General features: G+C 53.7%; 18 protein-coding genes. 10 read left to right on the top strand and 8 right to left on the bottom strand.

The features are described from left to right. The first annotated feature begins 23 nt into the window (after positions 1 to 23). The 5 genes from NQL71_RS34685 to NQL71_RS34665 all read left to right on the top strand — a co-directional run bounded on the left by NQL71_RS34685 (position 24) and on the right by NQL71_RS34665 (position 2,632). Positions 24 to 368 (top strand): hypothetical protein, encoded by a 345-nt coding sequence (locus tag NQL71_RS34685; RefSeq protein WP_274644127.1) that lies wholly within the window; start codon positions 24 to 26, stop codon positions 366 to 368. A gap of 8 nt (positions 369 to 376) precedes the next feature. Further along, positions 377 to 583 (top strand): hypothetical protein, encoded by a 207-nt coding sequence (locus tag NQL71_RS34680; protein ID WP_274644126.1) that lies wholly within the window; start codon positions 377 to 379, stop codon positions 581 to 583. Positions 584 to 606: 23 nt separating this feature from the next. After that, positions 607 to 879 carry a hypothetical protein gene (locus tag NQL71_RS34675; RefSeq protein WP_274644125.1) on the top strand — a complete coding sequence of 91 codons (273 nt, stop codon included), beginning with the start codon at positions 607 to 609 and terminating at the stop codon, positions 877 to 879. A gap of 28 nt (positions 880 to 907) precedes the next feature. Beyond that, positions 908 to 2,038, top strand: a complete 1,131-nt coding sequence (coaD, locus tag NQL71_RS34670) for a pantetheine-phosphate adenylyltransferase (RefSeq protein WP_274644124.1) — start codon at positions 908 to 910, stop codon at positions 2,036 to 2,038. A 108-nt stretch (positions 2,039 to 2,146) separates the two neighbouring features. Continuing rightward, entirely contained in the window at positions 2,147 to 2,632 is a 486-nt protein-coding gene (locus tag NQL71_RS34665; RefSeq protein WP_274644123.1) for a hypothetical protein, read from the top strand. Positions 2,633 to 2,685: 53 nt separating this feature from the next. Here the strand turns inward: NQL71_RS34665 and NQL71_RS34660 are convergent, their stop codons facing one another. After that, complete coding sequence (locus NQL71_RS34660) at positions 2,686 to 3,132, bottom strand: helix-turn-helix domain-containing protein (RefSeq protein ID WP_274644122.1); 447 nt, start codon at positions 3,130 to 3,132, stop codon at positions 2,686 to 2,688. A 197-nt stretch (positions 3,133 to 3,329) separates the two neighbouring features. Here NQL71_RS34660 and NQL71_RS34655 point away from each other — a divergent pair, with 197 nt between their 5' ends. From NQL71_RS34655 to NQL71_RS34645, 3 genes are read left to right on the top strand one after another with little or no spacing between them, the layout of a single operon-like run. Further along, entirely contained in the window at positions 3,330 to 3,524 is a 195-nt protein-coding gene (locus tag NQL71_RS34655) for a hypothetical protein (RefSeq protein ID WP_274644121.1), read from the top strand. Then, complete coding sequence (locus NQL71_RS34650) at positions 3,521 to 3,922, top strand: hypothetical protein (protein WP_274644120.1); 402 nt, start codon at positions 3,521 to 3,523, stop codon at positions 3,920 to 3,922. Before NQL71_RS34655 ends, NQL71_RS34650 begins: the two co-directional genes overlap by 4 nt. 56 nt (positions 3,923 to 3,978) lie before the next feature. Then, the gene (locus NQL71_RS34645; protein ID WP_274644119.1) at positions 3,979 to 4,317 is read left to right on the top strand and encodes a hypothetical protein; all 339 of its coding nucleotides are present in this window, start codon (positions 3,979 to 3,981) and stop codon (positions 4,315 to 4,317) included. A gap of 178 nt (positions 4,318 to 4,495) precedes the next feature. Here NQL71_RS34645 and NQL71_RS34640 read toward each other — a convergent pair whose 3' ends face one another. From NQL71_RS34640 to NQL71_RS34630, 3 genes are read right to left on the bottom strand one after another with little or no spacing between them, the layout of a single operon-like run. Further along, the gene (locus NQL71_RS34640; protein WP_274644118.1) at positions 4,496 to 5,074 is read right to left on the bottom strand and encodes a helix-turn-helix domain-containing protein; all 579 of its coding nucleotides are present in this window, start codon (positions 5,072 to 5,074) and stop codon (positions 4,496 to 4,498) included. Positions 5,075 to 5,127: 53 nt separating this feature from the next. Further along, positions 5,128 to 5,559 carry a hypothetical protein gene (locus NQL71_RS34635; RefSeq protein WP_274644117.1) on the bottom strand — a complete coding sequence of 144 codons (432 nt, stop codon included), beginning with the start codon at positions 5,557 to 5,559 and terminating at the stop codon, positions 5,128 to 5,130. 38 nt (positions 5,560 to 5,597) lie between these two features. Further along, positions 5,598 to 5,801 (bottom strand): hypothetical protein, encoded by a 204-nt coding sequence (locus NQL71_RS34630; RefSeq protein WP_274644116.1) that lies wholly within the window; start codon positions 5,799 to 5,801, stop codon positions 5,598 to 5,600. 67 nt (positions 5,802 to 5,868) lie between these two features. On the opposite strand from NQL71_RS34630, the gene NQL71_RS34625 reads away from it, so the two are divergent. Further along, entirely contained in the window at positions 5,869 to 6,192 is a 324-nt protein-coding gene (locus NQL71_RS34625) for a hypothetical protein (RefSeq protein WP_274644115.1), read from the top strand. A 54-nt stretch (positions 6,193 to 6,246) separates the two neighbouring features. On the opposite strand, the gene NQL71_RS34620 is transcribed toward NQL71_RS34625, so the two are convergent. Beyond that, positions 6,247 to 6,735, bottom strand: coding sequence for a hypothetical protein (locus NQL71_RS34620; protein ID WP_274644114.1), 489 nt, complete (start codon positions 6,733 to 6,735; stop codon positions 6,247 to 6,249). A gap of 171 nt (positions 6,736 to 6,906) precedes the next feature. Here NQL71_RS34620 and NQL71_RS34615 point away from each other — a divergent pair, with 171 nt between their 5' ends. Continuing rightward, positions 6,907 to 7,305: a hypothetical protein gene (locus tag NQL71_RS34615; RefSeq protein ID WP_274644113.1), complete on the top strand. Its 399-nt coding sequence runs from the start codon at positions 6,907 to 6,909 to the stop codon at positions 7,303 to 7,305. An 11-nt stretch (positions 7,306 to 7,316) separates the two neighbouring features. On the opposite strand, the gene NQL71_RS34610 is transcribed toward NQL71_RS34615, so the two are convergent. From NQL71_RS34610 to NQL71_RS34600, 3 genes are all read right to left on the bottom strand, one after another. Then, positions 7,317 to 8,012: a hypothetical protein gene (locus NQL71_RS34610; protein ID WP_274644112.1), complete on the bottom strand. Its 696-nt coding sequence runs from the start codon at positions 8,010 to 8,012 to the stop codon at positions 7,317 to 7,319. Between the two features lie 77 nt (positions 8,013 to 8,089). After that, entirely contained in the window at positions 8,090 to 8,926 is an 837-nt protein-coding gene (locus NQL71_RS34605) for a hypothetical protein (protein WP_274644111.1), read from the bottom strand. Positions 8,927 to 9,004: 78 nt separating this feature from the next. Continuing rightward, the gene (locus NQL71_RS34600) at positions 9,005 to 9,787 is read right to left on the bottom strand and encodes a hypothetical protein (RefSeq protein ID WP_274644110.1); all 783 of its coding nucleotides are present in this window, start codon (positions 9,785 to 9,787) and stop codon (positions 9,005 to 9,007) included. Positions 9,788 to 9,828 lie beyond the last annotated feature (41 nt).

Here is a 9,828-nt window from a genome sequence, read left to right as displayed (position 1 = left end):
TCACCGGTTTAGAGGATATCTACATGGCGCACGACTGGCTACCGTACACGCACCCATCCTGGGGCCCCGGCAAGATGCTCATGGGCGAGCCTCACCGCCAGTGTCAGCACTGTGGCGCCATTCAGCAGCAGGTAACCTCACACGCCTGGATGCAAGTTACGGGTCGCCGTTGGCTGCCCCTTGTAGGCCGCTGCGCGGAAGTTGGCGATCTTTTATATTGGCAAGTCGCTTTGAACGGCGAGCAGAAAGACCCAGTTCAGGCCCGGCACCATTCCGAAGCTGTACTGCTGGCTAAAGAAAATCACAAACTAATTGATGACGCCGGGCTCGAAGTGACGCCATACGTCAATACACCGCAAACAAAGTAGGCATACCCATGGCGACTTCTGCCCGCGCTAAAACGCACATGTACAACTACTGGGTCACCGCTGATCCGTTGATGCCCGAACACGTGCGAGAGCAGTACCACCGTGAAGGCCTCAAAGGAACGCTGTGCGGTTACGTGCGCCCTCAAACGACGACGGATGCCAACGAGGTAACCTGTTTCTTTTGCCGGAGCCAGATGACCAAGGTTTCTGCCTGATCGACCTGAGTGGAATTTTTCATATGAAAGTAGCACCAGCACCAGCTCAAACAGCCGTTAGGGGCAAGCTTTACACCCTGCGCAACGCAAAAGGCGAGTACTACAGCTTCGCCGACCAGGCCAACTACGACGGCCCGCAGCTCAGCCGCGATCCTCGCAATGCCAAGCAGATGACTGCCCAAGGCTGCGGTGCTGTGAAACGCTGGCTGGCCAACCCAAAATATCATGGGGTGGAATTCGAGCGTGTGGCGGTTATCGACATGATCACATCCGGCCTGTTGCCCCAGCCGGTCTAAATATCTGAAGCAATTGGAGAAGCACATCATGATTACTGCCGTTTACGCACTTTCGGGTGACCCTATCACTTTTGGTCATATTGACATCATCAACCGAGCCGCCGCTGGGTTTGATCATCTCATTGTTGGGCTTGGTGTAAATCCAAACAAAAAATACATGCTGACTCCTCATGAGCGGATAGCTGTTGCCAAACAATCGCTTTCCCATCTAAATAATGTTGAGGTGATGTTCTTCGAAGGCCTGCTTGTGGATTTCGCATTTGAACAAGGTGCCACAATCATTGTTCGTGGCATCAGAAACGCCTCGGATGCAGTGGCCGAACAAGCCCTCGATCAGATCAATGGCTCTCAGATGAACATTGATACTTTTTTCATGTTTTCACGCTCCAAGCTTGCACATGTAAGTTCCAGCAACGTGAAAGCACTACAGGCCGAGAACGGACTCATTCATGAATATGTTCCGCTCCCAGTTAAGAAAATGCTCGAACGCAAGATCTCACACCAGCTTGTCTACGGGGTAACAGGCGTAATGGGATCTGGGAAATCATACGTTGCCGAGCAACTTGCTATCTATGCCGAGGCCCAACATGCGGTATCAGAAAGCAACCCGCTGGTTCACAACATTGAACTTGATAAGCTGGCCCATCAAGTATATGAATCAGATAAACCGGGCTACAAAGACATTCGTGAAAAAATCCAAAATCACTTTGGAACGCTAGACCGGTCAAAAATTGGGCAGATCGCTTTCGGCAGCGAGAACAGCAAGGAGCATGTTGACTTTTTGAACAACATTTTCAAAGACCCTGTCATGGTTCTGCTACGCCAGGAACTACGTGGCAAGAAAGGCATCGTGCTGATCAACGCAGCTTTGCTTGTTGAGAGTGACCTGCTCAATCTCTGCAACAACCATGTGATCTTGGTCAACGCTGAAGACGCAGTGCGCCATGAGCGTCTGGTGAAATTCAGGAACATTGACCCCGTGGTTGCTGAAAAACGCATCAAGCACATGAAAAGCAACAGCGCCAAGAGAGCGCAAATCAAGAGGTCTATTTCAAGTGCACACTTTGGCAATATTGTAGACTTCGACAATTCCTCAAGTAACCTTGATCTGATTGCTAACCTGTATGAACAGCTTAAAGGTGACTACTACGGTAAATAAAAACAACCTGCAATATGATTTTGGTCAGTTACATGATCGCAGCAGGACTATTGAAACCGGCCCCCTGAACACAGAACACAATAATTCAGCGTTAAAAGGATAGAAAAGATGGAACGACTAAAAGGCTACTACCGAGTCAAATATAAAGGCGTCTGGACAATTGCCGAGTACAAACCGTCGGTAAACAGTCGACTAGGCCACTGGCTATGGGTCGACGGTGTGATGCTGTGCGAAGAGTTCGATGAGATTACCGGTCAGAGAATTTCGATGCCTGACGATCCTCAAGAAATCCAGGTCGTCGCGGTCACCCCAGTAACGGCGCCAGAGCAGACTTTTGACGTCGCTCCACCGCCAATGGAAGGGGAATTCATCCCCCGCCAATATCAGTTCACCGACAGTCAGATGCTGGACTTCATTGAGCGCCACCAGACACTCCACAAGCAAGTTGAGTTTACTTATGTCGTGGATGGTTACCACGCGGAGGTCACGTGGGATTTGACGCCGATTTCCGAGACGTTCAAGGGTGACACCCTTCGCGGCGCTCTCGACGCTTTGATGCAGGGTGGTGACGTCATGACTGCTAGCGGTCGCTGAACAACGAATGGGGGCCCTCAATTAGACGGCCCCTGTCCGACCTGCCATCGCTTTTACACCGTCCCGATGCTTTGGCCCTGCTCCGCCAGCGCATTCATCATCCATGCACTCTCCGCGTCTCGCTTCGTTTTGTACGCAACAACGTCCACCAGGCGCAGCCGGCGATGACGTCCGACCTTGGTGAAAGGGATGGCGCCCGCCTCAACCAACCTGATCAGATAGGGCCTGGACACGTTTAGCAGGTCAGCCGCTTCCTGTGTAGTCAGTTCGGCCTGTACCGGCACAACTTGAGCACCGTTACCCTTCGCAATCTCCTCCAGCGCATGCTGAAGCAGCCAGAGCGCAATAGCCGGTACCTCGACCTCTCTTTCAACGTTTTCATCCAACAGGCGTATCCGGTGAGTGACTGCGCCCGTATCAAGCAGGTCACGCAGGGGTGGCAATGCCTTTTCAGCGGTTGCACGCTCGAAAGCGCCGGGGATTGTGTAAAGGGTTGGCATGGCAAGCACCGCATTGGTAGGAAGATGAATTCCATCATAATCGAATTATTCGAATTGAACAGCGCAATTCATAGTTCATATATTGCCGATACGTCGTTTAGGATGGTAATTTGCCACCAGGCTATCCGCGCCACAGTTTACGGCCTGGATTGGCACCAAATCACCGCCCTAGCCGCGCAAATAAAAGGAAATCCGAGATGGATCAGACACGCAAGATCGAACAAATCACCGCGATCAACCAAAAGGTGTCCGAAACCAAGGATCATCAGTTGGTGGTCATTGCTCGGTGCAACGACAACACGGTCTGGATGACTCGTCCAGATACCTTCAATCCTTACTGGAGCCAACTGCCGGACATCCCGCAGCCAGAGTTGAAGGGAGAGCCACAATGAACACGCCGGCGAAGATCTGGAAGCCCTCCCAGGCGCAATGCAAGGTCATCAAGGCTGCCGCCGCTCTAGAGTCGGGCATCAAGGCTGATCAGATCAAGCTGCAACCTGGCGTGCGCCTGAACATGCAAGATCACACCGTCGAGTCGAGCATCAACATCGCTCGCGTCACTCGCAGCACTGACGGCACCTGGGAAGACACGGATCTCGAAGATCGGGTTGAGTGGCTCACCTTCAAGAAAGGCGTCCCGCTCACCGACGATGGCCGGGCTATTGTGGACTTCTACATCCATCGTTACGGCATCCGCGACGATCTGGAAGGCAACGTGGTGGTGTTCTTCGAGAACGGCCAGCTGAGCGGCATCCGTGGCTACGGCGTCAAAGAGCATGCAATCAAGTAACCGACCCGTGCAGAAATGCTGACGGCAGCCGTTCCCGGTGAATCTGGTGTAGAATCATGGCGATTCACTACCTTCTGCACCCAGGGCTGCCAATGCACACCGACGACAAAGAACAATTGAACCGCCAGCTGACCAGCTTGAGAGTAGCGGCTTCGCTGATACAAGGCTGGGTCACCAAAAGTGATGACCCCCATCCTGAGAAAAGCTATGCCCGCATGCTGGCCCAGCTCAATGCCGAGCTAGAAAATACCCAAAGTATCGTGCAGGAACACCGGGAAAATCTGCTCTTATCCATTGCAAATCGGCATAATCAATCCGATGCAGCGTTCAAGACTGCGGCGGTGTTCTCGATCAGCGATGCGAAGAATCGCCGGGCAGCTAAGGCCGCTGAGTAGCGCGATCCAGCTAGGCCCAGGCGCCGACAACCCCATATAAAACCCCCGGATCTTTCGAAACGGGGGGTGCACACTACTGCACTTCGCCTGTGTTTTTGACGCACATTCGAGTAAGCCAATCGGCCTACGAGATATCATTCTAGATCAGGCCTTCCAGGCAGCAACGACTGTCCGTCCGTTAAATGCCATCACGCACTGCTTTCGGCCTGATACGGTGGTGTTCCAAGACACCCTTCGCCGGCAATGTCAGGAAGTTGATCACGTGCGAACCATCCTTGCGAAAATCCTTCCGGAAATCTGCGGCACCGATCATGCGTAAGCGCCGCATCTTGCGGTTGATGGTTTCCGGGGTGCTGGCGGTCAGCTCGGCAAGCTCTGCGTCGGTCATGTCTTTGGCCAATAGGAGCTTCAGCAGATCGCGATACTTGCGCTCCAGCAGGGTCGGTTCAAAGTTATCGTCAACACGCTTGCTGCAAATGGAACTGATCAAACTCTGCGCCAGCGACAACTGACCCAGTACATACGCCTGGCGCAGCTCCGTGGAAACTGGCTGGTGTTGGACAATCGCCGCACGGACTTCAGGGGAGACTGCTCTCAACTGCGCAATGAACGTTTCCTGCAGAAAATCGGAGAACTGGCCCAGCTCAGCCTTCGTCCCGCCGAAACAGTCCTCGATCATGTCTGAGAGAATGGCGAAATAGCTCGACTCCAACTGCTCAAGCGGCTTGTCGATGCGCAAAAAATCAAAGATTTCCATCTGCGTTCCCTACGGCTGATTTTGGTCAACATTAACGCCTGGCCATGCAAGGCTCAAGGAAACGGCTGTACATAGCTAGAACCTGGTTTGGCATCTGCAGGCTTACGCATTTTTTTCAACCGAACAAGTTCGTCCAGTTCCTTTTGACTTGGAGAAGCGGCCTTGCAAGAAAGGGATGACAATTCAGGCGCACAGAAGGCTATCGCAGTGTTTATCGTCGGCGTCGACCATACCATATCGCATTGGTGGCCCTGATAGGTCGTCATCACCTTGGAGGTCAGCTCGGTGTCGTTTTCGAGCTTACTGACGCTTAGGACGTCAACGGTGATCAGATTTGTATCAATCGAGTACAATTTCCCCATGATGTCGCTGGCTGATTCCACCACGCCTGAGCATGGCAGCGGCGGAAGAAAGTGCTCATTCTCCTCAGCCATGGCTGGAAACGCGCAGAGCATCGAGCAAAACAGCAATACTTGCTTAATCATTCCCTATCCTATCTTTTGTATGTGGTCGAAGGCACCCATCAGATGAACAAAAACCCGCTGATGATGCCGTCGTTGTTGACCCGAATGTTCAGGCGATCCGACCTGTGATCTTCCGTCTCCAGGACAAGACCGCAGTAGCGCACGGTGCGACCCGTTTGCTCGGCGATGTCCATTCGAAGGCACTCGGAATAAGCTTTGCCGACCAGGTGGCCGAAGTCATCCAGTATTTCTTGGTTTGTCATGCAGATTCCGCAGGAAATGAGGCCTACAGTACATACCCGAAATCGCTAATGCAGGCTCGGGCAATTCATGGCAACCGATGATACCATTACGGCACCACCAGAGGATGTTAAAACCATGGATGCAGCGCACAAAGAAATGCTCACGGATTCAATCGTCGACAAAATCATGTTGCTGGAAAGAACCGCTGAAAGTCTGCAAACGCGGGTCTCCGGCCAGGCACTATCGGATGATGAGCAAAAGCTGGCGGACACCGAAATGGGAGCCCTGCGCGGCTTCGTTGGAGAAGTCTCCAAGTTATCGGCGCTCAAGGAGTTCGACGCCGCTCAAATTTCGGCTGTCTATGAGCGCTTGGAAGCAGTGGTCGAGCGGGCCGATTCGTTCATGGCCTGAAAAGAAAAAATCGCCACCTGAGTGACGATTCTTTTGCTGGGGCGGTGTTCCGGCTCAGCCTCTACTCGGCAAACCATCAAACTCCGCCACGATGGTTCGAGATCTCTCCGACAGAGGGCCGGCTGGATAAAGCCCCTTCGCGATGGACTGGGCCTTGAACAGACTGGCCAGTGACGCGTCCCCGGTAATGCTGGCAACCAGGGCCTCTGGCGTTTCGAACAGGGCTGAAGGCTTGTAGTTCTTGAGCCCGCCGTGTTGCTCCATCACCCGGTCAATGACCCTGGTGTGAACACTGATCGTGTCCTTCATGCTCTGGGACGAATCGATCAGTGCCTGCACAGAACCCTTCCCGTTGCTCATGATCGTGCCAAAGCTGTCAGCTGGCGCGTGTGCGTGCTCTGCGACATTGAATTGCACCACATCCACCACGAATGCCTGATCACGGTAGGCAGTCGGAGTGTCCTCCATAACTGGGGAGTTCAGATTGCCAGGCGTGCGCTCGGCCAGATTGATCTCAATCGGCTCGTCAAATACTAGGCTCATTGGCCAGTGTCCTTGTCTTTTATTGTTCTTTTAAGGCCTATATTGACACTAGCATTGGCCCGCCATCACAAACAAGATCAGGTGGTTTCCACCGCGACACACGTCACAGACAGCTACCGAATTCGTGATGTAGAATGATGGTAATTCACCAGCCATGGGTCAGGACAACCGATGAACCTCGCCGACCAGGAAGAACTGCAGCGCCAATTGTCCGCCCTGAAAACGGCAGCGACCGGTCTGGAGCTGTACCTTGAGAAACCGGATGAGGAATACAGCGAGGAAAGCTATGACGCGCTGCTGGCTGGGCTTATTGGCGTTGCGGCAGACTCCCTGCACCTGGCGACCAAACACCGGGAGGGCTTGAGCATCGCCGTCGCACGCCGTGCGCTTCAGCATCAACAGGTGATGGAGGCTGGCGCTGCAGCCCTGGAACAGGAAGCGGAGAAGCTTCGCAATCGCGGTAACCATGTCGGCGCTGAGATTTCGATCAACAGCGCCAGGCTTGTCCGGGAGAAGATCCAAGAACTGACGGTTAACGAACGGCGGGCCAGCCTAAAGCTGGTCAGGTAGCCCGCAGCGCATCACTCCATCAACAGCGGGCGTAGAACCATCAGCGTTAGAGTCTTGCCGGCAGGTTGGCCAGAAGACGTCTTCTCCGGCCAGGCCGTTGCAATGCCTTCCCCGCCGCTGATCACGACCAGGTGCTTCGCGTAGGGATTACTTTCGACCTGTCGAGCTTCCTCAACAGTCCAGCAACTGCTCATCCGCTGCTGCCAATCGCGCATTGCGAAATTCGAATCGAACGACACCCAAGATTTCGGGGGATTTCCCGGCAGGGTCTGGACTGAGGCCACTGGTGAAATGGGTTCAGCTTCATGCTTACTCGCATCACAGGTCTTCTTGACCATGTAACCGGTCGCACCCTGCCCTATTGGCACATCTTGCCCAAACTCTGCGTAGCCAATGGAACTGGTAATAAAGGTCAGTTCACCCTGCTTGCGCAGGCCATCCATGAGATCTTCGGCCTTCAATGTTTTCGGCAGGATCACTGTCCCAGGCCCTTCAGTGCTCGTTACAGCTCCGATCTTGCTCCAGTCGATCACACCTGGGCCATCCGGCATTTTAAAGCTATAGAGGGTCGAGACCAGGCCCACCGAGCGATACAGCACAACACCGGATGACGAGGATTCGCTGAAGGTGAATGAGGCTTGGCACCCGGCCAGCGTGGTCAGTGCAAAGGCCGCACAGAGCGCAGCGGTCAGTTTCTTGATCTTCATGGGTGCTTCCGTACGGGTTGAGGGGTTGAAGCCAGCGATGCAGCCGCTGGCAAGCCTACCTTCGGTAGAAAGGTCGATTAATCGGCTGGAACGATCTGGATCAACACCACAGTCACTTCGTTCGATTTGGCATCTTCCGCGTAACGCGAGCTTGAGTTAATTGATTTCAGGTGGAAGCCAGAGACCGCCAATGTCTGTCCTTGCTCAAGCACCGTCATAGCGGCATGACGATTAACCGGGAGCTCTTCATCGGTCACGGTTTGGACAGTGGTCACTGCCGGGCGACGGTACTCCGACAACTCATCCGCGTCACCGTAACCAGTACGTGGCACCTCATGCTCCTGGCAAATCACCCTATGAACCTTGCCGGAAAACTCGATGTCGTAACTGACGATAACCTTCTCCTGTCTACCCGCTGTCGGAGTTACTTTCACTCGCTCCCGCATTTGAATAAAACCAGGCTCAACCTGAACACCTAAGCATTCCTTAGCAGTTATGGCCGTAACGGTATCCTTATCAAACGGCATCGGACTACCGTTCCCGCCTACGAGCACATCGCTCTCCGTCGCTTTTTCCACTTTGCCTTGTTTAGAAAGGGCATCTTCGAAGGCGGTAGTGCTCAGATTGCTGCTGAGCAGTGCTTCGGTCAGGTCGATTTCTTGATCACGCTTGTAGGTATTACGCAGCTTCAGCTCGACCCCTTGGTCAATCTGGCGTGCATCTTCCCGTAACCGGCTCCAGTCCACATCGGTGGCTCGGGAATCGTTGAGTGTCACTTTGAAGGTCAACACCCTGGTGTTGTAGGTCGCCGTGTAGTGTTCCTGTTTGGTATGAGCGATTGCATACGCATTACTGGTAGCCAGCGACAAGGTCAGGGCGGCCAGCGAAGCTGCCGTCAATTTTCGGAAATTCATGATCTTTTCTCCTGGTGCACCACGGAAAAAGGCAAGCGAGCTATAAAGCCCACCTGCCCTGCTTGCCCCAATGCGTGATTACTGGCGGATGGTTGGCTTGATCACCACGATCTTGATTTCGTTGTCAGCATTGTCCGCATAGCTCTGGGTCACCGGATCCATCACCTGCTCACGCAGCCCTGAAACGACCACGGAGTTCCCTTTAAGGACTGTCGATGCCGACACGCGCTTCATACCGTGTGCACCCGGCAGGATGCTTCGAGTGTCCGTATCAGGGCAGCCTGGTATCAAAATCTCCGGGGTGAACTTGATCTCGTAGGTCAACAGAATGTTGTCCTCGCTACGAATCAATGGATTCAGTGTGATGGCTTGGGTTGACGAGAACTTGCCAGGCACCAGTACGTCCGGCTGACACAGCGGCAACTTCAAAAAAGCTTTAGAGTCGGTGTAGCCCAACTTCATATCCAAGCCGTTTACGGTCGTGGCATGGGTGGACTCGGTTGCAACCTTTCCCTGATGCTCTAGCGCTTTACGAAAGATCTCCGGGGTAACTTCCGCACTCAGGTGGACTTCCTGGCTCTGGGCGTAGCTGCTCTTAAAATTCCCGCGCATCAGTATTTGAGCACCCGATGCTTGCGCCAGGATGTCATTTTCCAGGCGCTGCCAGTCAACGTCCGGGGCCTTGGGATCTCTCAGCTTCACGCTGTACATGTCAAAGTCGAAATCCACGTTGACCTGTGGGATAGCTGACTTAGCCACTGGAGGCTTGGTAGGGGCCGGCGAATGGAGCATCTGACACCCTGCCGAAACTGCCAGGGCCAGGACGGTCAGAGCACTTGCGGCGAACTTGATTGCTTTCATGGGCATTTCCAGTGGTTTGAAATAAGTGGGCGCTGAGGCGA

The organism is Pseudomonas serbica, assembly GCF_028823535.1.
In the GTDB taxonomy this organism is placed as follows: domain Bacteria; phylum Pseudomonadota; class Gammaproteobacteria; order Pseudomonadales; family Pseudomonadaceae; genus Aquipseudomonas; species Aquipseudomonas serbica.
This window is presented reverse-complemented; position numbering and strand designations above follow the sequence as displayed.

Excerpts from the sequence above, each read along its gene's own strand:
- NQL71_RS34645 (WP_274644119.1), top strand. The coding sequence starts at position 3,979 with ATGGCGATTCACTACCTTCTGCACCCAGGGCTGCCAATGCACACCGAC.
- NQL71_RS34630 (WP_274644116.1), bottom strand. The coding sequence starts at position 5,801 with ATGACAAACCAAGAAATACTGGATGACTTCGGCCACCTGGTCGGCAAA.
- NQL71_RS34615 (WP_274644113.1), top strand. The coding sequence starts at position 6,907 with ATGAACCTCGCCGACCAGGAAGAACTGCAGCGCCAATTGTCCGCCCTG.
- NQL71_RS34650 (WP_274644120.1), top strand. The coding sequence starts at position 3,521 with ATGAACACGCCGGCGAAGATCTGGAAGCCCTCCCAGGCGCAATGCAAG.
- NQL71_RS34665 (WP_274644123.1), top strand. The coding sequence starts at position 2,147 with ATGGAACGACTAAAAGGCTACTACCGAGTCAAATATAAAGGCGTCTGG.
- NQL71_RS34625 (WP_274644115.1), top strand. The coding sequence starts at position 5,869 with ATGGCAACCGATGATACCATTACGGCACCACCAGAGGATGTTAAAACC.
- NQL71_RS34655 (WP_274644121.1), top strand. The coding sequence starts at position 3,330 with ATGGATCAGACACGCAAGATCGAACAAATCACCGCGATCAACCAAAAG.
- coaD (WP_274644124.1), top strand. The coding sequence starts at position 908 with ATGATTACTGCCGTTTACGCACTTTCGGGTGACCCTATCACTTTTGGT.
- NQL71_RS34620 (WP_274644114.1), bottom strand. The coding sequence starts at position 6,735 with ATGAGCCTAGTATTTGACGAGCCGATTGAGATCAATCTGGCCGAGCGC.
- NQL71_RS34640 (WP_274644118.1), bottom strand. The coding sequence starts at position 5,074 with ATGGAAATCTTTGATTTTTTGCGCATCGACAAGCCGCTTGAGCAGTTG.
- NQL71_RS34605 (WP_274644111.1), bottom strand. The coding sequence starts at position 8,926 with ATGAATTTCCGAAAATTGACGGCAGCTTCGCTGGCCGCCCTGACCTTG.
- NQL71_RS34660 (WP_274644122.1), bottom strand. The coding sequence starts at position 3,132 with ATGCCAACCCTTTACACAATCCCCGGCGCTTTCGAGCGTGCAACCGCT.
- NQL71_RS34680 (WP_274644126.1), top strand. The coding sequence starts at position 377 with ATGGCGACTTCTGCCCGCGCTAAAACGCACATGTACAACTACTGGGTC.
- NQL71_RS34610 (WP_274644112.1), bottom strand. The coding sequence starts at position 8,012 with ATGAAGATCAAGAAACTGACCGCTGCGCTCTGTGCGGCCTTTGCACTG.
- NQL71_RS34675 (WP_274644125.1), top strand. The coding sequence starts at position 607 with ATGAAAGTAGCACCAGCACCAGCTCAAACAGCCGTTAGGGGCAAGCTT.
- NQL71_RS34600 (WP_274644110.1), bottom strand. The coding sequence starts at position 9,787 with ATGAAAGCAATCAAGTTCGCCGCAAGTGCTCTGACCGTCCTGGCCCTG.
- NQL71_RS34685 (WP_274644127.1), top strand. The coding sequence starts at position 24 with ATGGCGCACGACTGGCTACCGTACACGCACCCATCCTGGGGCCCCGGC.
- NQL71_RS34635 (WP_274644117.1), bottom strand. The coding sequence starts at position 5,559 with ATGATTAAGCAAGTATTGCTGTTTTGCTCGATGCTCTGCGCGTTTCCA.